This window comes from Achromobacter spanius (assembly GCF_039673305.1).
Taxonomy (GTDB): Bacteria; Pseudomonadota; Gammaproteobacteria; order Burkholderiales; family Burkholderiaceae_B; genus Achromobacter; species Achromobacter spanius_F.
On sequence record NZ_JBDJLJ010000001.1, the window covers coordinates 410,437 to 432,263 of the forward strand.

The following is a 21,827-nucleotide window of genomic DNA, read 5'->3' on the forward strand; positions in this document are numbered from 1 at the left end:
TGCTGCCTCCGTGTTATGCCGACAGCGGCACCAGGAAGTCCTGGCTGATCCGGTTGCCCAGGTCGTTGATGCGGTCCAGGAAGCGCTCCAGGTACTGGTGCAGCCCGCTGCCCAGGATGTCTTCGACGCGGCCGTACTGCAGTTCGGCGCACAGCATGCCGGCGCGCCGCTCCGTTTCGGTCGAGCGCTGGTTCGACACCCGCGCCAGGTCGTCGGCCACCGCCTGCATCGAAGCCAGCAGCGAACGCGGCATGTCGCCGTGCAGGATCAGCAGTTCCGCCACCCGATCCGGCGTGATGACGTCACGGTACACCTTGCGGTAGATCTCCAGTCCGGAAACCGAGCTCAGCAGCGCCGACCAGCGGTAGAACTCGCTTTGCACGGCGGCCGCGCCGGCGGGCTCGGGGCGGCCGTCCGGCGCGCTTGCGCCGCCGCGTTCATGGAACTTCACGTCCAGCATGCGGGCGGTGTTGTCGGCCCGTTCCAGGTGCATGCCGATGCGCAGGAAATACAGCGCCTCGTCCTCGAGCATGGTGCCGATGGTGACGCCGCGCGCCAGGTGCGAACGGAACTTCACCCATTCGAAGAACTCGCCCGGATTGCGCTCCAGCAGGCCGGTATGCAGATGCTTGAGCAGTTCAAGCCAGGTGGTGTTGTAGGTTTCCCAGACTTCGGTCGTGAGGCTGCCGCGCACGGCGCGCGCGTTCTCGCGGGCGGCGCGCATGCACGAGTAGATCGACGAAGGGTTTTCGGGATCGCGCACCATGTACTGCAGCACGTCATGGGGCGAGATCGACGCGTATTTGCTCTGGTACAGGCCCTGCAGTTCGGAGATGCGCAGCACGCCCAGCCAGGAGCCTTCGCGCGTGCGGGTGTCCTGCGGCAGCAGCGACATCTGCAGGTTCACGTCCAGCATCCGGGCCGTGTTCTCGGCGCGCTCGGTGTAGCGGCACATCCAGAAGAGGTTGTCGGCGGTTCGGCTCAGCATGTCTATTCCTCCAGTACCCAGGTGTCCTTGGTGCCGCCGCCCTGGCTGCTGTTGACCACCAGCGAGCCTTCGGTCAGCGCCACGCGGCACAGGCCGCCCGGCACGGTGCGGATGTCCTTGCCGCACAGCACATAGGGACGCAGGTCCACGTGGCGCGGCGCGACACCGGATTCCACGTAGGTGGGCGTGGTGGACAGCGCCAGCGTGGGTTGCGCGATGTAGTTGGAGGGATTGGCGCGCACGCGCTCCTTGAACGCCTCGACCTGCGCGCGCGACGCCGACGGCCCGACCAGCATGCCGTAGCCGCCGGCGCCGTGGACTTCCTTGACCACCAGGTCCTGCATGTGGGCCAGCACGTGGGACAGCTCGTCCGGCCTGCCGCAGCGCCAGGTCGGCACGTTCGACAGGATGGGCTCCTCGCCGAGGTAGAAGCGGATCATGTCGGGCACGTACAGGTAGGTGGACTTGTCGTCGGCGATGCCCGTGCCGATCGCATTGGCAAGCGTGACGCGGCCGGCGCGGTACACGGACAGCAGGCCGGGCACGCCCAGCGCGGAATCGGCGCGGAACGACAACGGATCGAGGAAGTCGTCGTCCAGCCGGCGGTAGATCACGTCGACCTTGCGCGGTCCGCGCGTGGTGCGCATGTAGACGGTGTTCTGTTCCACGAACAGGTCCTGCCCCTCGACCAGCTCCACGCCCATCTGCTGGGCCAGGAAGGCGTGTTCGAAGTAGGCCGAGTTGTACATGCCGGGCGTCAGCACCACCACCGTGGGGTCGTCTCCGCCGTGCGGGGCGACTTCGCGCAGGTTGTCCAGCAGCAGGTCGGGATAGTGCGCGACGGGTTCGACCTTGATGCGGCTGAAGGCATCGGGCATGAGCCGCATCGACATCTTGCGGTTCTCCAGCATGTAGGACACGCCTGACGGGACGCGCAGGTTGTCTTCCAGCACATAGAATTCGCCCGCGCCGGCCCGCACGATGTCCACGCCCGCGATGTGGCAGTAGATGTCCTCGGCCACGTCCACGTCCTGCATTTCGGGGCGGTACTGGGCGTTCAGGAACACCTGTTCGGCCGGAACGATGCCGGCGCGCACGATGTCGTGGCCGTGGTAGATATCGTGGATGAACAGATTCAGCGCGCGCACGCGCTGCTTCAGGCCGGCTTCCAGATGCCGCCATTCCTCCGCCGGAATGATCCGGGGGATCAGGTCGAAGGGGATGAGGCGTTCCGTGCCGGCGGCGTCGCCGGCCACTGAAAACGTGATCCCCACCCGGCGAAAACTCAGGTCCGCTTCCAGCCGGCGCACGGCCATGGCTTCGGCGGATTGCTCGTTGTGCCAGCGCTCGAAGGCCTGGTAATGGGAGCGTACGCCGTTCGCGCCATCGCGCATTTCGTCATAGGCGGATGGACGGGATGGTCTGTCCTTCATGGCTCCTCCGATGCAGGTGCTTGCGGCCGGCTTGCACGCGGCCGTTGTCCGGCCAATGGCTGGCCGGTCCAAGTCAACAAGCAACCCGCATGCCAGGTTTGGCGGCAGGCGGGCGCCTGCAAGCCAATATCCCCTGAAGGCTGGCGGATGGCCATCCCCGCAGCGGACTACCCTGGGAGTCCAATCATGACGACGACCAGCCAGCGGGCCGCCATCGCTACAGTATGCACCATATTGGTGCGTATTGCCGGGCGAGACTGGTGCGTCAGTTCATCCGGTAGGAGTGCAGCGTCGTGCCGCCCGTTCCGCCTTGCTCCAGCGGAGCCTGCGGCACCCAGCCGTCCTGGGTCAGCACCGCGTCCAGCTGGACATCGTGCGGGGCGGGGGCGTAGCCCACGTCCAGTTCGCCGCAGCTCCAGGCGATGCCGATGGCGGTGAAGGCATGGCCACGCTCGCGCAGCGCCGCCAGGGTGCGGTCGTAATAACCGCCGCCATAACCCAGCCGGTCGCCCCGTTCCGTATAGCCCAGGGTCGGAACCAGGACCACGTCGGGCAGCAATTCGGGCCCGGCGACGGGTTCCTGGATGCCGTAGGGGCCCTTGCGCAATTCGGCATCGGGCGTCCAGGGCAGGAACGCCAGGGGCGCGTTGCGTTCGCGCACCACCGGCAGCGCGACCGTCATGCCGTTTTCGCTCCATTGCGTGAGCAACGGGCGCAGATCGGGCTCGTCTTCCATGGGCCAGAAAGCGGCAACCGTAGTGGGGGCCGGATGACCCGCCTGGACGGCCTGGTCGCGGGCCACGTTCAGCCAGGTGAAGAGCCGTGCGCGCATGAGCAGGGCGCCGCGGCTGCGCTGGTCTTCCGGCAGTTCGGCGCGCAGTTTCCGTAATCGCGTGCGGTGCTGGACTGCGGTATCCTCTGGAGTATTTTGCGTAGTCATGCGGTGGCTGTAACCGGGGGGTTGAAGATGAAGGCAAACATGCTGAAGACAAACATGCGGATGTTCAGCATGCGGGTGCGCGGCAAGACGCAATCCCTGCAACCCCGACGGTATCAGAATTCCTCGCAGCAAGCCGCCACGGCCGAAGTCCGCGCTGAAGTACGTGGCGAAGCACGTGCCGAAGCTCGTGCCGACATGCGCGCCGGCCTGCGCCGCTGGCTGCCCCTAGTGGCCCTCTTCACCGCCGCCTGTGCGCCGGTCGACGCGCAGCAGCGCAGCGCCGCCCTGAATCCCCCGCCCCAGCCGGCCGCGCAGGCCGCGCAACCCGTGATCGCGGTGCCTCCCGTCGTGCTGGCAGGCCTGCCGCCCACTGCCGACACGCCCGCGCTGGCTGCCGTGGTGGCCGCCCGCGAAGCCATGACCCGCAAGCAATGGTCCATCCTGGGCGCGCTCGTCCCGCAGGCAAAGGGCGACCCCCTGGGCATGTACCCCGAATACTGGCTGCTGCGCTACCAGCTGTGGACGCCGCCCGCCACCGGCCGCCCCACCGCCGCCCTGCAGCAGTTCATCAGCAGCAATGGCGACGCCTATCTGGCCGACCGCTTGCGCGGCGACTGGCTGCTGGCGGCCGCCCGCAGCGGCGACTTCGAAACCGTGCGCAAGCTGGCGCCCGTCAAGAACTCCAATGCGCAGATCGAATGCGCCATCCTCGACGGCCGGCACATGACCGGCCAGCGCGCCACCGCCGCGCAGGCGATGGCCGTTTTCGCGCCCGGCGGCGCCTGCTGGGCGCTGTACGACCAACTGGTGGCGGACGGCATCCTGGGCTGGGACCAGCTCGAGCCCCAGTTGCGCGACGCCATCGAGGCCAACAAGACCACCGACGCGCGCAAGTTCGTGCAGTACATGTTCGAGCCGCGCGACGTGAAAACCTACGACGTCCTCATGAAGGACCCCATGAAGTGGCTCACGCGGCAAGACCGCATGCCCGTGGGACGCAACGAAAAGGAACTCGTCACCATCGCGCTGGCCCGGCTGGCGCGTTCGGACATCGGCGTCGCGGACTCCTACTTGCGCCGCGAATGGGCCAAGTCCATGTCCAAGCCGAATCTGGCCTGGGTGCGCGGCCAGTATGCGCTGGCCGCCGCGCTGAACCTGGATAGCCGCGCCAACGACTGGTATCGCGAGGCCGGCCATATCCGCATGACCGACTACAACGCCGGATGGAAAGTGCGCGCCGCCTTGCGCCAGCCCAAGATCGACTGGAAGTGGGTCATCGAATCCATCGACGAGATGCCCGCGTCGCAGCAGGCGGAAACGTCGTGGGTGTACTGGAAGGCGCGCGGCCAGGCCGCGCTGGGCCACAAGGAAAGGGCCGAAGCCGCCTACGCCGGCATCGCCGACCGTTTCGATTTCTACGGCCAGCTGGCTGCCGAGGAACTGGGCCGCCGCATCAAGGTGCCGCCGCGTCCCGCGGCTATCAGCGACCGCGAGATCGCCGAGGCGCGCGCCAATCCCGGCCTGCAGCGCGCGGTGCTGCTGTTCCGCCTGGGCTGGCGTGCCGAGGCCGTGCCGGAATGGAACTTCACCTTGCGCGGCATGAGCGACCGCCAGCTCATGGCGGCGGCCGAACTGGCCCGCGCCGAGAACATCTACGACCGGGTGGTCAACACCTCCGACCGCACCGAGAAAGAGTTCGACTTCAGCCAGCGCTTCATCGCGCCCTTCGAGGGCCGCGTCACCGCCAAGGCCAATGCCATCGCGCTGGATCCGGCCTGGGTCTACGGGCTGATCCGCCAGGAATCGCGGTTCATCATGGATGCGCGCTCCCACGTCGGCGCTTCCGGCCTGATGCAGCTGATGCCGGCCACGGCCAAGTGGGTCGCGGGCAAGATCGGCATGAGCAACTTCACGCCCGACAGCGTCAATGACTTCGACACCAACACCGAGCTGGGCACCAACTACCTGAACATCGTGCTGCGCGACCTGAACGGATCGCAGATGCTGGCCAGCGCGGGATACAACGCTGGTCCGGGTCGTCCGCGCAACTGGCGTTCGACCTTCACCCACCCGGTCGAGGGCGCCATCTTCGCCGAGACCATCCCGTTCACCGAAACGCGCACGTACGTCAAGAACGTGATGTCCAACGCCGTCTACTACGCAGCGATGTTCAGCGGCCAGCCCCAATCGCTGAAGGAACGGCTGGGCAATGTCGTGCCGCAGGGCGTGGAAACCGCGGCCGCTCCATGACGCGGGATCCGGCTACCGAAGGCCTGCGCGTCTACATTGTCGGCGGTGCGGTGCGCGATGCGCTGCTGGGCCTGCCCCCGGGCGACCACGACTGGGTCGTGGTGGGCGCCACGCCCGAAGACATGGCGCGCCGTGGCTTCATCCCGGTCGGCGGCGATTTTCCGGTATTCCTGCATCCCCGCACGAAAGAGGAATACGCCCTGGCCCGCACCGAACGCAAGTCGGGGCGCGGCTACAAGGGCTTCACCTTCTACACGGGCGCGGACGTCACGCTGGACGAAGACCTGCGCCGCCGCGACCTCACGGTCAATGCCATCGCGCAAGAACAGGACGGATCGCTTGTCGATCCGCTCGGCGGCGCCCAGGACGTGCGCGACCGGATCTTCCGGCACGTGGGCGAGGCCTTCGAAGAGGATCCCGTGCGCATCCTGCGGCTGGGTCGTTTCGCCGCGCGCTTTCCCGACTTCACCGTGGCGCCCGAAACCCTGGATCTGTGCCGCCGCATGGTCGAGGCCGGCGAGGCCGATGCGCTGGTGCCCGAACGCGTCTGGAAGGAGCTTTCCCGCGGCCTGATGGCGGGCGCGCCGTCGCGCATGCTGGCCGTGCTGCAGTCCTCGGGCGCGCTGGCGCGCGTGATGCCGGAACTGCAGGGGGTGGACGAGGTTGGCGCGGATATCGATCGCGCTGCCGGCCTGGGGCTGGCGCTGACCGGCCGTTACGCGCTGCTGTGCCGGCTGACGCCCGAACGCGAGGCCATGGGGCGTCGCCTGCGCGTTCCCACCGAATGCAATGACCACGCGCGCCTGCTCCCGCAGGTGCTGGCCGCGCTGGATGGCGCGCCGGACGGCGGGGATGCCGCCGACGCGCAGCTCGCGCTGATGGAGCGCGCCGACGCCCTGCGCAAGCCCGAGCGTTTCCTGGATCTGCTGGATGCCGCCGCGGTGCTGCGGCCGGTGGACAAGTCCGCCTGGCAGTCCCGCGTGGCCGCCGTGCGCGGCGTGGATGCGGGCGCGATCGCCAAGGCCTGCGCGGGCGATCCGGCCCGCATCAAGGACAGCGTGCGCCAGGCGCGGCTCGAGCGCCTGCAGGCCGGCTGAGCGGGCGCGGGGCGCGCCCCGGGGCTCGTCGCTACAGCTTGCCCAGCCTGTCGCCGCGCGAAAAGCCGGACAGCGGTTCCGTCATGCCGCGGCCGATCGCCAGCACCTTGAACAATTCGCCCATTTCCGCTTCGGACAGCAGCTTCTGCACGGGCGCCACGGCCTGCGCGTAAGCCTGCGCATCCGACGGATCCAGCCGGGCCAGCAGGTCCATCAGCCCCGCATTCATCAGGAAGCGGGCCTGCGACGTGTAGCCCAGCACCTGCATGCCGGCTGCCAGCGCGGCATCCGCCATGGCGGTGAAATCCACGTGCGCGGTGATGTCCTGCAAGCCCGGCGCGGTGAACGGATCGCCGTGCGCGTGGTGGCGCAGGTGGCACATCAGCGTGCCGCCCGCGCGTTGCGGGTGGTAGTACTCGCTGCGCGGAAAGCCGTAGTCCACCAGCAGGGCCGCGCCCCGCTCCAGCCAGCTGCCGAGGGCGGCGATCCAGGCCTCGCCCTGCAGATTGATTTCGGACACATAGCCGGGCAGGGCCGGCATGCGGGCGGCGACGGCCGCGGCCAGGGGCTCGGGCGCCGGGCGGTCTTCCCAGGCGAACGCGCCGCTGGCGTCCACCGTCACGCCGCGTTCGAGCACGGCGCCTTCCGCGCTCCAGGCAAAGAGCGAGACGGGCATCGCGTCGAGCACCTCGTTGGCCAGCACGCATCCCGCGAACGCATTGGGCAGGGCGTCCAGCCATTGCACGCGGTCGCCGAATGCCTTCAGCCTGTCGGCCTGGCGGGCGCGCAGGTCGGCGGACACCTCCAGGATCAGGTAGCGGGTGTCCTGCAGTCCCAGCGCGTCCAGTTCGAGCAGCACCCCTTCGGCCAGGGCGCCGGTGCCGGCGCCGAACTCCAGGACGGTCTGCGTTCCCGTCTGGCGCAAGACCTCGGCGGCCTGCCGCGCCAGCGTGCGCGAGAACAGGGGCGTGAGCTGGGGCGCGGTGACGAAGTCGCCAGCAGGCGTCCTGGCGTCATCGTCGGCATCGGCCAGCTTGACGTTGCCCGCGGCGTAGTAGCCCAGCCCGGGCGCATACAGCGCCTCGGCCATCCAGTGATCGAACGGCAGCCAGCCGCCATTCGCGGCGATCGCGGCGCGCAGATGCGCGGCGGCGGCCTCGCTGTGTTCGAGCGCGGCGGGGGCGAGGGGAGGCAGATTGGCGGGGGCGGGGCGTTGCATGGGCGGATGGGGCGTGGGCAATGCGGCATTTTCCCAAAAAAACGGCCGCGACGCCGTTGCCCGAGCGCGGCTGCGGGGCACGGCCATAAAAAAACCCCGCGCCAGGCGCGGGGTTTTTCGGTTCAGGCCGAAGGATCAGCCGCGGCGATCCGACGACTTGGCAAAGCGCTTGGCGGGACCGCCGGGGCGCTTGTCGAACGAGGGCTTGGCACGGAAACCGCCTTCGGGACGGTCGCCGCCGCGGAAGCCGCCTTCGCGCTGGGGACGGTCGCCGAAGCTGGGGCGATCGCCAAAGCTGGGACGCGAGTCACGGTCGCCGCCGCGGAAACCGCCTTCACGCGGAGCGCGTTCGCTGAACGGGCGGGCATCGCGCTGGGGGCGGTCGCCATAGCTGGGACGGTCGCCGAAGCTGGGACGGGAATCGCGGTCGCCGCCGCGGAAGCCGCCTTCACGCTGGGGGCGGTCGCCAAAAGGACGATTGCCCTGGTAGCCGCCTTCGCGCTGGGGACGATCACCGAAGCTGGGACGGTCGCTGAAGGAACGCTGGGGGCGGTCGCCGAAGGGGCGATTGCCTTGGTAGCCGCCCTCGCGCGAAGCGCCGTCGCGATTACCTTGGTAACCGCCTTCACGCGGCTTGAATTCGCCACGCGGGCCGCCGAAAGAACGGCCATCGCGCGGAGCGCCGTCACGGTTGCCCTGGTAGCCGCCTTCATGGCGCGAACCGCCAAAACCGCCGGGACGCTTGCCGAAGGGCTTGCCAAACGGCTTGCCGCCGCCGGTCGACGGACGCGGGGTGCGCTTGGGCTCCAGGCCGGCGATCACTTCAGGCGTGATCGACTGGCCGATGTAGTGCTCGATGCGGCGGACCTTGTGGCGTTCGGAATGCGTAGCCAGCGTGAACGCCAGGCCGTTGCGGCCGGCGCGGCCGGTACGGCCGATACGGTGCACGTAGTCCTCGGCCTGCATCGGCAGGTCGAAGTTGACGGCGTGGCTGATGCCTTGCACGTCGATGCCCCGGGCGGCCACGTCGGTGGCGACCAGGATGCGCAGCTGGCCGCGTTGCAGTTGCGACAGGGTGCGGGTGCGCTGGCGCTGGTTCATGTCGCCGTGCAGGGCGGCGGCGGCAAAGCCCTGGTCGGCCAGGCGGTCAGCCAGGTCGTCCGCGCCGCGCTTGGTCGACGTAAAGACGATGGCCTGATCCAGCGTGGCGTCGCGCAGCACGTGATCCAGCAATTGCATCTTGTGGCTGGCATCGTCCGCGTACAGCAGGCTTTGCGTGATGTTGGTGTGCTTTTCCTTGCTGCCGGCCATTTCGATGCGCTGGGGATCGCGCATCATGCGGGCAGCCAGCTTGGCGATCGTGCCATCCAGCGTGGCCGAGAACAGCAGCGTCTGGCGGTCTTCAGGCAGTCGGCCGACGATGGTCTCGATATCTTCGATGAAGCCCATGTCCAGCATGCGGTCGGCTTCGTCCAGCACCAGCGTGTGCACGGTGTTCAGCTTGACGCGGCCCGATTGCAGGTGGTCGATCAGGCGGCCGGGAGTGGCGACCAGCACGTCCACGCGGCGCGACAGCGCCTTGAGCTGCGCGCCGTAAGGCATGCCGCCCACGACGGTGGCGGTGCGCAGATCGGCCAGCTTGCGGCCGTAGGTGGCGGTGGCGTCGGTGACTTGCAGGGCCAGTTCGCGGGTCGGGGTCAGCACCAGCACTTGCACGCCGACGCCCTTGTTGGCGGGCATCTGGGCGATGCGGTGCAGGGCAGGCAGCATGAAGGCGGCGGTCTTGCCGCTGCCCGTCTGCGAGGACACCATCAGGTCATGGCCGGCCAGCGCCTGGGGGATGGCGGAGGCTTGGACGGGAGTGGGGGTGCTGAAGCCAGCTTCTTGAACGGCCGACAACAGGGCGGGCGCGAGACCCAGGGTTTCGAAAGACATTACTTTCCCTTGCCGCAATCAATGCGACGCAGTGCTTGGTCGGGCCAGGGGATTAGGCGGCCGGATCCAGGCGACGGTTGATGGAGCATCGTGCCGACCGGATCAACCATGCGCGTGGCGCGTTCTCTTGTACAGACTGGAACGCAGGGCGAAAGGAAAGGGGTCAGGAATCGATGATAGTTCGGCATGAGGCCGGGGTTGGACTTCCCGGCGGACTGCAAAAACTTCCGCTAAATCAAGGCGGTAAATGCCGAACTCATTTTGTGCAGTGCGGCGATCATAACCCGAATTCGCCTTGCAAGGGAATTATTTTTTTGTCCAGCCCCCAATCAATAGGGTTTTTCCCTTGGTTCTTCAGCCACGTGTTGGCGGCCTGGAAGTGTCCGCATCCCAGGAAGGGCACGGGGGGCCGGCGGGCGGAAAGGGGAGAAGGATGGTTGGACATCAACACCAGGTGGCCGCTGTCGTCCGGGAGCAACAATCGCTTGGCCTGGGCATGGGCGCCCCACAGCATGAACACCTTGGGCACGGGGTCGCGCGCCACCAGTCCGATCAACGCATCTGTCACCGTTTCCCATCCGCGCTTGGCGTGCGAGGCCGGTTGGCCGTCTTCCACGGTCAGCGCTGTGTTCAGCAGCAGCACGCCCTGTTCGGCCCAGCCGCTCAGGTCGTTGCCGGCCGGTACGGGCGTGCCGGGAAACTCCTGGGCGATCTCATTGAAGATGTTGCGCAGGCTGGGCGGACGCTTGCAGTCGTCCGGAACCGAAAACGCCAGGCCCTGGGCCTGGCCCGGTCCGTGGTAGGGATCCTGTCCCAGGATGACGACCCGGACATCCGACGGCGCCAGGCCGTGCAGCGCCCGGAACGGCGTGGCGGGATAGATCACTGCACCCTCGGCCAGGCGCTTTTCCACGTGCGCCGTTGCCGCCGCGAGCGCGCCGGCGACGGCGGCAGGGGCGAAGGCGGCCTGCCAGGCGGCGGGAAGCTGCGCCGTCTGGTCGGCGAGGGCATGGGGGGTCAGTCGGTTATCGATGGGCATGGGCGCGATTTTGGCACAGGGTCAGCCCGCCGCGCGGTAGGCGGGGAAGGCTCGCGGCATCTCCGCCGCGCCGGTGTTTCCGAAACAGACCGTCGCCTGTTTCAGGGTTCGGATTCGGTTCAGAACACGGATGCAAAAGAACAGGGCGGGAAATCCTGCCCAGTCTTATGTATCTAGATGTTGCCGCACGGAATATAGTTTGCACGCAATAGCAAGTGCCGGGCACCCCCCGCCAACGTCCATGGCAGGGATGGCCTGGCAGATCATCTTTTTTGGAGTGCGCAGGACAATGTCGAACAGGTTGTTGTTTTCGTGCCGGCTGGCGGCCGCATCGATGCTGGCGCTGGCGCTGGCCGCATGTGCAAATAATCTCGCCTCCCAGGGCGCGCAGGATGGATCTGCCCAGTATCCACCGGCGTCGCCGGACGCGGCTCAGAACTTTCTGCGCAAAGGCCACGAAACGCGTCTGGCTCGCGCCATTCAAGACCAGACGCGCGCGACATCGCCACGGGACAAGGCTGAAGCAACCCGGAAGGTCGCCGCGCAACTGGACTCTCTGGGCCGATCGGATGAAGCATTGCGCCAGATAGACCAGGCGTTGACGCTGGTCGAGGCTGGCGGCAAGAAAGACTTTGTCGCGACGAAGGCGGCGATTCTCTTCAGCATGAATGACCCCGCGGGTGCGATGCGCCTGCTGGCGCCGCAGATCGAGCAGATCCGTACGCTGGCGGCCGCGAACGCCAAGCAGAAGGAAATCTACCTATCGATTTTCTCTCAAGGATTCCTGACGGCAACGTTCGCCCAGATGCAGCAGGAACAGTGGGCCGGGGCTCTCAATACGCTTGCCGACGCGCATTCGCCATTGGAGGGCGCCTCCTTTGTGGCGTACAAGAGCCTTCTTTACCGCTACATCATGGCGCGGGCGAATGACCCGTCACTGACCAACGCCGATCTGGAAAGCAGCGCAAAGCTCTATGCCGTGCGCGACAAGACGCAATACGGCGCGCTGCTGCGGATGTGGCAGGGCGAGGATACTTCGGGCGACCTGCGTGCGATTCTTGCAAGGAAGTCGGGGGCTGACCGCCAGGAGGCGCTGAGCGAAGTGTTGTTCCACACCGGCGCGTTCGAGCGATTCGTGCGCAATGACCCGGAAGCCGGCCGGCAAACGCTGGCCCGACTGAATCAGTTGGCGCCTTACGGCAGCGTTGAATGGATCTACGGCAGAAGAATCCTGCAATAGCCTGACCCTTTCCGGGAGCGAGGCAGGCGCGTCGAAGCACGCGCCTTGCCGGCGTTACGCGTCAGACCGGCCAGCCGGCCTGACGGTGGGCGGAATCCCAGAACATCCATTCAAGCTGGGCGGCGTGGGTGTAGGCCTGGTGCATCGCTTCGAGCGTCTGCGCCGACGCGCCCTCCGCGGCGCGGTCCACCGATGCGATCACGGCGCGCACCAGCGCGTGGAATTCGTCGCCGGCGTAGGTGTCGATCCATGCCGCGTACGGGTTGGGGCGCGTGGCGTGCGCGTGGATGTCGCGGCCGATCTCGGCATAGATCCAGAAGCAGGGCAGCAGCGCCGCCAGCGCGACCGGGTAGGGTGCGCTCCATGCGGTGGCGATCAGGAAGCTGGTGTAGTGGTGGCTCGCGGGGGTCAGCGGCGTGGCATCGAAGGTGGCGGCGTCGATGCCGAACTGCTGCATGAAGCCCGCATGCAGCGTGCGTTCGGCGACGACCGCGCCCTTGGCCGCCTCGGCGAACTGCACCACGCCGTCGGCGTCGTCCGCCTTGGCGGCGGCGATGGCCAGCGCGCGGCCGAACGCCACCAGGTAGTGCGCGTCCTGGATCATGTAGTGCTTGAAGGCGCTTTCGTCGAGCCGGCCGCTGGCCAGCTCTTGATTGAACGGCATGTCGCGCGTCTTTTCGTAGAGCGCGGCATTGCGGGTCCAGGCGTCGGAACTGAAGGACATAAGGGATTCCTTGTAGGCATGCTGCGCGGCGCGCCATCGTGCGCGGCGCTTGCGGAGCCCAAGGGTATCAAGCCTGCGCAATCACGTCAGGGGCGACAAGCCAGAAGCGACGGGCGAGAAGCGACTGTTCAGGCTGCACGCTTGCGGTGCAGGCGGGCGTAATCGAGCAAGGCGTCGCGCAGCACGATGGCCTGGTTGTGCTCGGTGTTGCGCGCCCCATACAGCAAGGTCAGGGGGCGTTCGCCGGCCGCCTGCAGCAGGGCCGCCATGCGCGCCTGCTGCTCGGGCGTGGCCAGTTCGGCCAGGTACCTGGCGCGGAACTCCGGCCAGCGCTCGTCAACGTGGCTGAACCATTTGCAGAGATCGGCAGTGGGGGCGATGTCGCGGGCCCACTCGTCCAGTCCCAGGTCCGCGCGCCGCAGGCCGCGTGGCCACATCCGGTCAACCAGGGCCAGATAGTGCCCCTGCGGTCCGGTGCCTTCATAGATCCGCTGCACCACGATGCTGGACGCTTTCATGCCGGCTCCTGCTGAAAAGGTGCCATCAAGTCTACTGCAACCCGGGCGCAGGCCGAGTCAGTGCTGGTCCGATTTCCTGGGCGACGCGCCGGCGGCGCGCAGCAAGATGAATCCGACAACCGCGGATGCCAGCGATCCGGTCAGCACGCCGATCTTGGTCGCGTCGATGGTGGCGGCATCGGTGAAGGCCAGGGCGCCGATGAAGAGGCTCATGGTAAAGCCGATCCCGCAGAGCAGCGCAACGCCGTACAGCTGCGTGAAGGTGGCGTGGCGGGGCAGGCTGGCGATGCCGCTCTTGATGGCGAGCCAGGCGAAGCCGAACACGCCCAGCTGCTTGCCCAGGAACAGCCCCAGCGCCACGCCCATCGGAACAGGCTGAGCCAGGCTCGCCAGCCCCATCCCGGCGAACGAGACGCCCGCGTTGGCGAAGCCGAATATGGGCACGATCAAGAGGGCCACCGGCTTGTGCAGCGCGTGCTCCAGCGCATGCAGGGGGGAGTGGCCGTGGGCGCCTCCCTGGTTCTGGCGCCGCAGCGGAATCGCCAGCGCCAGCGCGACGCCGGCCAGCGTTGCGTGCACTCCGGACTTGAGCACGAAATACCACAGCACCGCGCCGAGCAGCAGGTAGGGCGCAAGACGCAGTACGCCGGCACGGTTCAGGCAGAACAGGCAGGCCAGCAGCGCGCCCGCCATGCCCAGCGCGAACAGGTTGAGATCCGCCGTGTAGAAGAGCGCGATGATGACGATGGCGCCAAGGTCGTCCAGGATGGCCAGCGCCGTCAGGAAGATCTTCAGCGACGTCGGTACGCGGCTGCCGAGCAGCGCCAGGATGCCCAGGGCGAAGGCGATATCGGTGGCGGCCGGGATGGCCCACCCGCGAAGCGTGTCGGGACTGCCCAGGTTGACCAGCACATAGATGGCCGCCGGCACGGCCATGCCGCCTATCGCTGCGATGCCTGGCAGCACGATGCGGGCCGCGCCGCGGAGTTGGCCGTCCAGCACCTCGCGTTTGATTTCCAGGCCCACCAGCAGGAAGAAGACGGCCATCAGGCCGTCGTTGATCCAATGGAGCACGGTTTCCTTGAGCAAGACCGGGCCGGCCTCGAAGCCGAGCTTGGCGCCCAGAACGTCGAAATACAGCGGCGCGACAGGGGTGTTCGCGACCACCAGCGCCGCGACGGCGGCCAGCATGAGCACGTATCCGCCCAGGGCTTCGGACTGCAGGAACGCCTGGAGGAAGGAGGAGGGGCGCACGTCATTCGGGCGCGCGGAGGTGACGGAATGGTCCTTCATTGGCAACGGAGACTGTGGTTCGTACGCAAAGCTGAATGGTACCTGAACAATATCCGTGTCATGCCGTACTTCGTCTAATTGCCGGCAAAATTTCAAGAATCTGCGGCAATTGCATTGAATATCGCGTTTTGCGCCTGGCCTCGGCCCCGACCGACCCGCGGCGTCATGCCGACGCAGCCATGGGACAGCGCGCTAGTGCCAGAGCAGCGCGTTCATCGCCTCGACCAGCCGGTCGCGGTAGCGGGGCAGCAATGACCGCACCCGTTCCTGCCGCGCTTGCCATTCCTGGGGCTCGGCGCCTGCCGCGATACGGGGCGCCGCCCAGATCGGATCGGGAAAATGCCTGTCGCCGCGCCAGCGCGGGATCACGTGCCAATGCAGGTGCGGCACCATGTTGCCCAGCGAAGCCAGGTTGATCTTGTCCGGCGACAGGATCGCCTGCTGCGTTTCCTCGACCACGTACACCGCCCGCATCAGCAGGTCGCGTCCATGGGTGGACAGGCTGGTCATTTCCGCCAGGTGGCCATTCCAGATCACCCGGGTAAAGCCGGGATAGTCCGCGTCGTCGACCTCGATGATGCGCAGGTGCGGCCCGCGCCACAGCAGGGCGCCGCCGTCTTCCTGGCACAGCGGGCAGTTGGGATCGCGAGCGCTCAAGCCATCACCTTGCGATACTGGATGAAGCCGGAACGGTCGGCAATGCGGTCGTAGAGCTGCATGGCGGTGGCGTTGGTTTCGTGCGTCAGCCAGTACACGCGCGCGCAGTTGGCGGCGGCGGCTTCGGCGTACACGTGTTCGATCAGCTTGCGGCCCGCGCCGGTGCCGCGCACGTCCGGGTCCACATACAGGTCCTGCAGGTAGCAGTAGTCGCCGGCCGTCCAGGTGGACCGGTGGAAGATCCAGTGCACCATGCCGATCGCGCGCCCGCTTTCATAGGCCAGCGCGGCGTGCATGGGTTCGGCGGGGTCGAGGAACCGCGCCCATGTATTGCGCGTCACGGCGTCGTCGATGTCGACGCGGTAAAAGTCCTGATAGCCCTTCCACAGCGGCAGCCACGCGTCGAAGTCGGCGGCAACGATGGGACGGATTTCTGCGGTGCTCATGGCGCAAGGCCTCCTGGCGGTGTTCAGAGTTGGTTTTCCAAGGCTTCGACGATATGCCGCAGCACTTGCAGCCGAGCGTAACGCTTGTCGTTGGCGGACACCAGATGCCAAGGCGCATGCGCGACGTCGGTGCGGGTCAGCAGTTCGTTGGTGGCCGAGGCGTAATCCCGCCACTTGTCGCGGTTGCGCCAATCCTCGGGGGTGATCTTGAAATTCTTGAAGGGCGATTTTTCGCGCTCGCGGAACCGTTCCAGCTGCACGTCGGCGGTGATTGCAAGCCAGAATTTCAGCACCAGCGCGCCGCTCGCGACGAGCTGCTCTTCGAAGTCGTTGATCTCGGCGTAAGACCGGCGCCATTTGGCGGGCGGGATCAGCTTTTCGACGCGTTCGACCAGCACCCGGCCATACCAGGAGCGGTCGAAGATCGCGATGCGTCCGTGGCGCGGGATGCGGCGCCAGAAGCGCCACAGGTAGGGGCGGGCCAATTCCTCGGTGCTGGGCGCGGCAATGGGGGTGATGTCGAATTGCCGGGCGTCCAGCGCGTGCGTCACGCGGCGGATGGCCCCGCCCTTGCCGGCAGCGTCCTGGCCCTCGAATACCAGGATCAGCGAACGCTGCTGGAATTTGTCGGACCGGGCCACGCGGGCAAGCCGTCCCTGGAGCAGGCCCAGTTCGGCCTCGTAGTCCTGCTTGTCCACCTTGGCTTCGTAGTCCAGCTGGCCCAGGCGGTCGACGATGCGCGTGGCACCGGAATGCGCCACGAAAGCAGGCGGAATGCGGGGAATGCCGCGCTGGCGCATCGCGGCCAGCACGGCTTCGGCCGTGCGCGCGGCGCGCATGTTTTCGTCGGCGCTGGGTATCACCACCCAGGGAGCATGGCCGCAGTCCGTGTGGTTCAGTACGACGTGTCCGCCCGAGCGGATGCGGTCGAACCGCTTGTTGACCTTGAGGTCGACGGGGCTGACCTGCCAGGCGGTCTCCGGGCTGGCCAGCAGGCGCTGCGTGCGGGCCTTCTGGGCCTTGGCGGACAAGTGGAACCAGAGCTTGATGATCTGCACGCCCTCGGCCGCCAGCATGGCTTCGAAGCGCATGATCGCGGCGGCCTGCGCCTCGATGGTTTCCGGATTCGGCTTCTTGCGGGCCGCTTCGATGATCAGCGGCGTGTACCAGGAGCCGAAGACGATGCCGGTGCTGCCCTTGGGCGGCAGGTCGTTCCAGTAGCGCCAGAGCGGCGGGCGGTCCAGTTCGTCGCCTTCGCGCGGACCATAGGCCAGCGTCCGGATATGGCGCGGATCCATCCATTCGTTGAGCAGGTTGATGGTGGCGCCCTTGCCGGCCCCGTCGATCCCCGCCACGACCACCAGCAGCGATTTCTCTGCCTTCCTGAGGCGCTCGTACTGCGCGTTCAGCAGGGCGACCCGCAGCCGTTCTTCGAGCGGCTTGAACTCGTCTTTGGACAGGATGGGGTCGGCTTCAGCTTCGGCGAACATGGGGATGCGCGGATCGGGTGGAATTTCGATCGGGCGATCTTGCGGGATATGGCCGTGGCGCGCAAGTGCCGCGCGCCCGCGATTCACAGCGCGTCGACGGGAATCTTGAGATAGCGCACGCCATTGTCCTCGGGGGGCGGGAAATGGCCGGCCCGGATGTTCACCTGGATCGCGGGCAGGATCAGCGTGGGCATGGACAGCGTGGCGTCGCGGCGGGTGCGCATGGCGACGAATTCCGCTTCGCTCACGCCGTCGCGCACGTGGATGTTGGCGCGGCGCTGATCAGCCACGCTGGTTTGCCAGCAGGCGTCGCGGCCCGCGGGCGGGTAGTCGTGGCACATGAACAGCCGCGTGCCGTCCGGCAGGCTCAGCAGCCGCTGGATCGAGCGGAACAGCAGATGGGCGTCGCCGCCCGGGAAGTCGCAGCGCGCGGTGCCCACGTCGGGCATGAACAGCGTGTCGCCGACGAACGCCGCATCCCCGATCAGGTAGGCCATGTCGGCGGGCGTGTGCCCGGGCACGTGGATGGCGGTGGCGGTGAGCGCCCCGATGCGGAAGGTCTCGCCATCGGCGAAAAGATGGCCGAACTGCGAGCCATCCAGCTGGAATTCCGGTTCCAGGTTCAGGATCTTCTTGAAGACGCCCTGCACGGTGCGGATGCTCTGTCCGATGGCGATCACGCCGCCCAGCAGCCGCTGCAGATAGGGCGCGGCCGACAGGTGATCGGCGTGGGCGTGGGTTTCCAGCAGCCAGACGGTGTTGAGTTCGTGCTCGCGCACGTAGGCCGCCACCTTGTCCGCGCTGGCCGTGCTGCTGCGGCCCGACTTGGGGTCGTAGTCCAGCACCGAGTCGATGATGGCGCAGGCGCCGCCGCGTCCGGCCTCGTGGACGACATAGGTGATGGTGGCGGTGGCGGGGTCGAAGAAGGCCTGGATTTGCGGATTCATGAGCGCTGGCGTGGGAGCCGCGTGTCGCGGCGCAATTCCATCAATATACGTAATAAAATAATATTTGCATATAGTTTATATAAAAATATAATGATTCCATCATCCGCCAATCGATCGAGCCATCATGGATACCCACCTTACCGACTGCGAGGTCTCCGCCCTGCGCGAATCCGCGTCGCAGGCCTGCGCGCTGCTGAAGGCGCTGGCCAACGAAGACCGCTTGCTGCTGCTGTGCCAGCTGGTCCAGAATGAACGCAACGTGGGCGAGCTTGAATCGCTGACCGGCATCCGCCAGCCGACACTGTCCCAGCAACTGGGCGTGCTGCGCGACGAAGGGCTGGTCGCCACGCGGCGAGACGGCAAGTACGTCTACTACCAGATGGCCAGCTTCGAGGTCAGTCAGGTGATGAAAACGCTATCGAGTTTGTACTGCGGACGGGCGCTGGAGTCACTCAAGTGAACGTGGACTGGTCCGCCTTTACTCCGCTCGCCGGCGCGGTCGGCGGTCTGCTGATCGGTCTCGGCGCGGTGGTGCTGATGCTGGGCGCCGGACGCATCGCGGGGATCAGCGGCATCCTGGGCGGGCTGCTCGGGCCCGAGCGCGGCGCCGGCTGGCGGCTTGCCTTCTTGTTGGGGCTGTTCGCCGCGCCCTGGCTGTACCGCCTGTTTTCCGAGCTGCCGTCCATCACCGTGCAGGCAAGCACGCCGCAACTGATCGTGGCGGGCCTGCTGGTGGGCATCGGCACCCGCTACGCCTCGGGGTGCACCAGCGGCCATGGCGTCTGCGGCCTGTCCCGCGGATCGCGCCGGTCGCTGGCGGCCACCGCGATCTTCATGGCGGCAGGGTTTGTCACCGTCTACCTGTTGCGTCACGTGTGGGGAAATTGACATGGCCGGCATCTACGCATTCGCGGCGGGCCTGGTGTTCGGGCTGGGCCTGATCGTGTCGGGCCTGGCCGATCCCGCCCGCGTGCTGGGCTTCCTGGATCTGGCCGGCCTCTGGAATCCGACGTTGGCGTTCGTGATGGGGGGCGCGGTCCTGGCGGCCAGCGTGGGCTTCGCAGCCTTGCGGCGCCGCCGCACCAGCCTGTCGGGCGAACCCATGCACTGGCCGCAGGCCACGCGGGTGGACTTGCGGCTGGCCGGCGGCAGCCTGGCTTTCGGCGTGGGCTGGGGGCTGGCGGGCTTCTGCCCGGGGCCCGCGCTGGTCGCCGCGGCGGCCGGCATCTGGCAGGCGCTGGTCTTCGCGGGCGCCATGATCGCGGGGATGGCCATCCACGCCGTCATCGAGCGCGGCAGGCGCGCCTGATTCTGACCTGCTGGACGGTGGCGCGGCCATCCGCCCCGGCGGACTATTCGTAGGTCCGGATGTCGTCGATGACCTTGCCGTCGTTCGGCAAGCCGCCCGCGTCCGCCCATTCGACATCGGCGCGCAGCTTGGTCACGTCGCGCACCGAATCGGCGATCCGCTTGGCCAGGTCTTCGTCGCGTGCTTGCGATTCCACCTTCAGCACCATGCGGTCCGATCCGGTGCTGCCGCTGATGACCAGGCGCGCCCGCAGGATCTCGGGGTGCCGCCGCGCCACGTCGGCCACCTGGGACGGATGCACGAACATGCCGCGCACCTTGGTGGTCTGGTCCGCGCGGCCCATCCAGCCCTTGATGCGGGTGTTGGTGCGGCCGCAAGGCGAGATGCCGGGCAGCACCGCGGACAGGTCGCCCGTGCCGAAGCGCACCAGCGGGTAGTCGGGGTTCAGCGTGGTCACCACGACCTCGCCGACTTCGCCGGCAGGCACGGGCTCGCCGGTGCCCGGGCGCACGATCTCGACGATGATGTCTTCGCCCAGCACCAGCCCCTCGCGGGCGGAGGTCTCGAACGCGATCATGCCGAGATCGGCGCTGCCATAGGCCTGGTAGCCTTCGATGCCGCGGGCGGCCAGCCAGTCGCGCAGCGACGGCGGAAAGGCTTCGCCCGACACCAGCGCGCGGCGCAGCGAATCGAGCCTGACGCCCAGCTCGTCGGCCTTCTCCAGGATGATCTTCAGGAAGCTTGGCGTGCCGGTGTAGCCGCTGGGCGCCAGGTCCTGGATGGCCCGCACCTGCTGCTCGGTCTGCCCCGTGCCGCCCGGAAACACGGTGCAGCCCACGGCATGCGCCGCGGTTTCCATCATGGAGCCGGCCGGCGTGAAGTGATAGGAAAAGCAGTTGTAGGCCAGTTCGCCGGCGCGAAAGCCCGCCGCGTACAGCGCGCGGGCAAAGCGCCAGTAGTCCGCGCGCGCGCTTTCGGGTTCGTAGATCGGGCCGGGCGAGGCAAATACGCGCATCGCCTCGCCCCAGCCGATGGCGGAAAAGCCGCCGAAGGCCTTGCCGGGCCCCGCGGGCGCCGCGGCGTCGTCGCGGCTGTGCTGCTGGCGTTCCAGCAGTTCGTGCTTGCGCAGCACGGGCAGGCGCGCCAGCGCCTCGCGCGACGTGACCGCGGCGGGATCGATGCCGCGCAACTGTTCGGCGATGGCGGGCGCCCGGGCGATGGCCCGCGCAATCGCGCCCGGCAGGGCCGCCATCAATTCGCGCTCGCGCTGCTCGGGCGCACGGGTTTCGAGTACATCGAAAAACTCGGACATGGGATCGCACCTTCTCGTGTGCCGTATAGCGGTGCCGTTGCCGGCGGCATGCGGCAAGCCTGGCTTGCCCGCTTCAGGAATCAGGCCAGCCAGCGCTTGCGGCGGCGGTAGAACTTGTTGTCTCGGAAACTCTTGCGCTCGCCGCTGGATATGCCCAGGTAGAACTCCTTGACGTCCTCGTTCTGCGCCAGGTCGGACGCGGCGCCGTCCATCATCACGCGCCCGTTTTCAAGGATGTAGCCGTAGTCGGCATAGCGCAGCGCGATGTTGGTGTTCTGTTCGGCCAGCAGGAAGCTCACCCGTTCGCGCTGGTTCAGGTCGCGCACGATCTCGAAGATCTCTTCGACGATCTGCGGGGCCAGGCCCATGGACGGTTCGTCCAGCAGGATCATGTTGGGATTGGCCATCAGCGCACGGCCGATCGCGGTCATCTGCTGTTCGCCGCCCGAGGTGTACCCGGACTGGCTCGTCCGGCGCTGCTTGAGCCGGGGGAAGTACTGATAGACCTTTTCCAGCGCGGCGGTGGTGTCGCCGCGGCTCATGCTGCGGGTGTAGGCGCCCGTCAGCAGGTTTTCCTCGATGGTCAGGTGGGCGAAGCAGTGCCGGCCTTCCATCACCTGCACGACGCCGCGCTTGACCAGTTCGGCCGGCGACAGGCGCTCGATGCGCTGGCCGCGGTACTGGATGTGGCCCTTCGTGACGTCGCCGCGTTCGCCCTTGAGCAGGTTGGAGATCGCGCGCAATGTGGTGGTCTTGCCCGCGCCGTTGGCGCCCAGCAGGGCCACGATCCTGCCTTCCGGCACCTGCAGGGACACGCCCTTGAGCACCAGGATGACGTGGTTGTAGATCACCTCGATGCCGTTCACATCGAGCAGCACATTGGCGGCGCCGGGGGATACTTCGGAATGCGTTGCAGCGGTCATGGCAAATCCTGCGCGTGGTGGCGGCCGGGGCGCGCCGGGCGGGCGCCGGGGGGCCTGCCGAGGGGGC

The 21,827-nt window shown here is 67.5% G+C and carries 21 protein-coding genes; 6 read left to right on the forward strand and 15 right to left on the reverse strand.

Annotated features, from left to right (window positions below; translation table 11 throughout):
- Window positions 1-13: 13 nt before the first annotated feature.
- The 3 genes from ABE485_RS01965 to ABE485_RS01975 all read right to left on the reverse strand — a co-directional run bounded on the left by ABE485_RS01965 (window position 14) and on the right by ABE485_RS01975 (window position 3,361).
- A complete protein-coding gene (locus ABE485_RS01965) occupies window positions 14-988 on the reverse strand; it encodes an alpha-E domain-containing protein (RefSeq protein WP_346513051.1) in 975 nt (324 codons plus the stop codon).
- 2 nt (window positions 989-990) lie between these two features.
- A complete protein-coding gene (locus ABE485_RS01970) occupies window positions 991-2,421 on the reverse strand; it encodes a circularly permuted type 2 ATP-grasp protein (RefSeq protein WP_346513052.1) in 1,431 nt (476 codons plus the stop codon).
- A gap of 265 nt (window positions 2,422-2,686) precedes the next feature.
- Window positions 2,687-3,361, reverse strand: coding sequence for a 5-formyltetrahydrofolate cyclo-ligase (locus ABE485_RS01975; RefSeq protein ID WP_346513054.1), 675 nt, complete (start codon window positions 3,359-3,361; stop codon window positions 2,687-2,689).
- Window positions 3,362-3,556: 195 nt separating this feature from the next.
- Between ABE485_RS01975 and ABE485_RS01980 the strand changes: the two genes are divergently transcribed.
- Window positions 3,557-5,611 (forward strand): lytic transglycosylase domain-containing protein, encoded by a 2,055-nt coding sequence (locus ABE485_RS01980; RefSeq protein WP_346513100.1) that lies wholly within the window; start codon window positions 3,557-3,559, stop codon window positions 5,609-5,611.
- Window positions 5,608-6,708 (forward strand): CCA tRNA nucleotidyltransferase, encoded by a 1,101-nt coding sequence (locus tag ABE485_RS01985; protein ID WP_346513056.1) that lies wholly within the window; start codon window positions 5,608-5,610, stop codon window positions 6,706-6,708. Before ABE485_RS01980 ends, ABE485_RS01985 begins: the two co-directional genes overlap by 4 nt.
- A 31-nt stretch (window positions 6,709-6,739) precedes the next feature.
- Here ABE485_RS01985 and ABE485_RS01990 read toward each other — a convergent pair whose 3' ends face one another.
- The 3 genes from ABE485_RS01990 to ABE485_RS02000 form a co-directional block, all read right to left on the reverse strand.
- Entirely contained in the window at window positions 6,740-7,927 is a 1,188-nt protein-coding gene (locus tag ABE485_RS01990) for a class I SAM-dependent methyltransferase (protein WP_346513058.1), read from the reverse strand.
- 135 nt (window positions 7,928-8,062) lie between these two features.
- Window positions 8,063-9,862 (reverse strand): DEAD/DEAH box helicase, encoded by a 1,800-nt coding sequence (locus ABE485_RS01995; RefSeq protein WP_346513060.1) that lies wholly within the window; start codon window positions 9,860-9,862, stop codon window positions 8,063-8,065.
- Window positions 9,863-10,139: 277 nt separating this feature from the next.
- Window positions 10,140-10,901: a uracil-DNA glycosylase gene (locus ABE485_RS02000; protein WP_346513062.1), complete on the reverse strand. Its 762-nt coding sequence runs from the start codon at window positions 10,899-10,901 to the stop codon at window positions 10,140-10,142.
- A gap of 250 nt (window positions 10,902-11,151) precedes the next feature.
- Here ABE485_RS02000 and ABE485_RS02005 point away from each other — a divergent pair, with 250 nt between their 5' ends.
- Window positions 11,152-12,141 carry a hypothetical protein gene (locus tag ABE485_RS02005; protein ID WP_346513064.1) on the forward strand — a complete coding sequence of 330 codons (990 nt, stop codon included), beginning with the start codon at window positions 11,152-11,154 and terminating at the stop codon, window positions 12,139-12,141.
- A gap of 61 nt (window positions 12,142-12,202) precedes the next feature.
- On the opposite strand, the gene tenA is transcribed toward ABE485_RS02005, so the two are convergent.
- From tenA to ABE485_RS02040, 7 genes are all read right to left on the reverse strand, one after another.
- Window positions 12,203-12,865: a thiaminase II gene (gene tenA, locus ABE485_RS02010; RefSeq protein ID WP_346513066.1), complete on the reverse strand. Its 663-nt coding sequence runs from the start codon at window positions 12,863-12,865 to the stop codon at window positions 12,203-12,205.
- A 128-nt stretch (window positions 12,866-12,993) separates the two neighbouring features.
- On the reverse strand, window positions 12,994-13,383 hold the full coding sequence (locus tag ABE485_RS02015; RefSeq protein WP_346513068.1) for a DUF488 domain-containing protein: 390 nt from the start codon (window positions 13,381-13,383) through the stop codon (window positions 12,994-12,996).
- Between the two features lie 57 nt (window positions 13,384-13,440).
- Window positions 13,441-14,676 carry a Na+/H+ antiporter NhaA gene (gene nhaA / locus ABE485_RS02020; protein WP_346513070.1) on the reverse strand — a complete coding sequence of 412 codons (1,236 nt, stop codon included), beginning with the start codon at window positions 14,674-14,676 and terminating at the stop codon, window positions 13,441-13,443.
- 192 nt (window positions 14,677-14,868) lie between these two features.
- A complete protein-coding gene (locus ABE485_RS02025) occupies window positions 14,869-15,333 on the reverse strand; it encodes an HIT family protein (RefSeq protein ID WP_346513072.1) in 465 nt (154 codons plus the stop codon).
- The gene (locus tag ABE485_RS02030; protein WP_346513074.1) at window positions 15,330-15,779 is read right to left on the reverse strand and encodes a GNAT family N-acetyltransferase; all 450 of its coding nucleotides are present in this window, start codon (window positions 15,777-15,779) and stop codon (window positions 15,330-15,332) included. The genes ABE485_RS02025 and ABE485_RS02030 overlap by 4 nt, the downstream gene beginning before the upstream one ends.
- A gap of 23 nt (window positions 15,780-15,802) precedes the next feature.
- Window positions 15,803-17,269 carry a polyphosphate:AMP phosphotransferase gene (gene pap / locus ABE485_RS02035; RefSeq protein ID WP_346513075.1) on the reverse strand — a complete coding sequence of 489 codons (1,467 nt, stop codon included), beginning with the start codon at window positions 17,267-17,269 and terminating at the stop codon, window positions 15,803-15,805.
- Window positions 17,270-17,352: 83 nt separating this feature from the next.
- Window positions 17,353-18,216 (reverse strand): MBL fold metallo-hydrolase, encoded by an 864-nt coding sequence (locus tag ABE485_RS02040; RefSeq protein ID WP_346513076.1) that lies wholly within the window; start codon window positions 18,214-18,216, stop codon window positions 17,353-17,355.
- A gap of 124 nt (window positions 18,217-18,340) precedes the next feature.
- On the opposite strand from ABE485_RS02040, the gene ABE485_RS02045 reads away from it, so the two are divergent.
- From ABE485_RS02045 to ABE485_RS02055, 3 genes are read left to right on the forward strand one after another with little or no spacing between them, the layout of a single operon-like run.
- Window positions 18,341-18,676: an ArsR/SmtB family transcription factor gene (locus tag ABE485_RS02045; protein WP_346513077.1), complete on the forward strand. Its 336-nt coding sequence runs from the start codon at window positions 18,341-18,343 to the stop codon at window positions 18,674-18,676.
- The gene (locus tag ABE485_RS02050) at window positions 18,673-19,104 is read left to right on the forward strand and encodes a YeeE/YedE family protein (RefSeq protein ID WP_346513078.1); all 432 of its coding nucleotides are present in this window, start codon (window positions 18,673-18,675) and stop codon (window positions 19,102-19,104) included. The genes ABE485_RS02045 and ABE485_RS02050 overlap by 4 nt, the downstream gene beginning before the upstream one ends.
- 1 nt (window position 19,105) lies before the next feature.
- Window positions 19,106-19,525, forward strand: a complete 420-nt coding sequence (locus ABE485_RS02055; RefSeq protein ID WP_346513079.1) for a DUF6691 family protein — start codon at window positions 19,106-19,108, stop codon at window positions 19,523-19,525.
- Between the two features lie 43 nt (window positions 19,526-19,568).
- Here ABE485_RS02055 and ABE485_RS02060 read toward each other — a convergent pair whose 3' ends face one another.
- On the reverse strand, window positions 19,569-20,837 hold the full coding sequence (locus ABE485_RS02060; RefSeq protein ID WP_346513080.1) for a phenylacetate--CoA ligase family protein: 1,269 nt from the start codon (window positions 20,835-20,837) through the stop codon (window positions 19,569-19,571).
- A gap of 80 nt (window positions 20,838-20,917) precedes the next feature.
- Window positions 20,918-21,760, reverse strand: coding sequence for an ABC transporter ATP-binding protein (locus ABE485_RS02065; RefSeq protein WP_346513081.1), 843 nt, complete (start codon window positions 21,758-21,760; stop codon window positions 20,918-20,920).
- Between the last annotated feature and the right edge of the window lie 67 nt (window positions 21,761-21,827).

Excerpts from the sequence above, each read along its gene's own strand:
- ABE485_RS02000 (WP_346513062.1), bottom strand. The coding sequence starts at position 10,901 with ATGCCCATCGATAACCGACTGACCCCCCATGCCCTCGCCGACCAGACG.
- ABE485_RS02055 (WP_346513079.1), top strand. The coding sequence starts at position 19,106 with ATGGCCGGCATCTACGCATTCGCGGCGGGCCTGGTGTTCGGGCTGGGC.
- ABE485_RS02065 (WP_346513081.1), bottom strand. The coding sequence starts at position 21,760 with ATGACCGCTGCAACGCATTCCGAAGTATCCCCCGGCGCCGCCAATGTG.
- ABE485_RS01970 (WP_346513052.1), bottom strand. The coding sequence starts at position 2,421 with ATGAAGGACAGACCATCCCGTCCATCCGCCTATGACGAAATGCGCGAT.
- tenA (WP_346513066.1), bottom strand. The coding sequence starts at position 12,865 with ATGTCCTTCAGTTCCGACGCCTGGACCCGCAATGCCGCGCTCTACGAA.
- ABE485_RS01985 (WP_346513056.1), top strand. The coding sequence starts at position 5,608 with ATGACGCGGGATCCGGCTACCGAAGGCCTGCGCGTCTACATTGTCGGC.
- ABE485_RS01995 (WP_346513060.1), bottom strand. The coding sequence starts at position 9,862 with ATGTCTTTCGAAACCCTGGGTCTCGCGCCCGCCCTGTTGTCGGCCGTT.
- ABE485_RS02045 (WP_346513077.1), top strand. The coding sequence starts at position 18,341 with ATGGATACCCACCTTACCGACTGCGAGGTCTCCGCCCTGCGCGAATCC.
- ABE485_RS01975 (WP_346513054.1), bottom strand. The coding sequence starts at position 3,361 with ATGACTACGCAAAATACTCCAGAGGATACCGCAGTCCAGCACCGCACG.
- pap (WP_346513075.1), bottom strand. The coding sequence starts at position 17,269 with ATGTTCGCCGAAGCTGAAGCCGACCCCATCCTGTCCAAAGACGAGTTC.
- nhaA (WP_346513070.1), bottom strand. The coding sequence starts at position 14,676 with ATGAAGGACCATTCCGTCACCTCCGCGCGCCCGAATGACGTGCGCCCC.
- ABE485_RS01990 (WP_346513058.1), bottom strand. The coding sequence starts at position 7,927 with ATGCAACGCCCCGCCCCCGCCAATCTGCCTCCCCTCGCCCCCGCCGCG.
- ABE485_RS01965 (WP_346513051.1), bottom strand. The coding sequence starts at position 988 with ATGCTGAGCCGAACCGCCGACAACCTCTTCTGGATGTGCCGCTACACC.
- ABE485_RS01980 (WP_346513100.1), top strand. The coding sequence starts at position 3,557 with ATGCGCGCCGGCCTGCGCCGCTGGCTGCCCCTAGTGGCCCTCTTCACC.
- ABE485_RS02015 (WP_346513068.1), bottom strand. The coding sequence starts at position 13,383 with ATGAAAGCGTCCAGCATCGTGGTGCAGCGGATCTATGAAGGCACCGGA.
- ABE485_RS02030 (WP_346513074.1), bottom strand. The coding sequence starts at position 15,779 with ATGAGCACCGCAGAAATCCGTCCCATCGTTGCCGCCGACTTCGACGCG.
- ABE485_RS02060 (WP_346513080.1), bottom strand. The coding sequence starts at position 20,837 with ATGTCCGAGTTTTTCGATGTACTCGAAACCCGTGCGCCCGAGCAGCGC.
- ABE485_RS02005 (WP_346513064.1), top strand. The coding sequence starts at position 11,152 with ATGGCCTGGCAGATCATCTTTTTTGGAGTGCGCAGGACAATGTCGAAC.
- ABE485_RS02040 (WP_346513076.1), bottom strand. The coding sequence starts at position 18,216 with ATGAATCCGCAAATCCAGGCCTTCTTCGACCCCGCCACCGCCACCATC.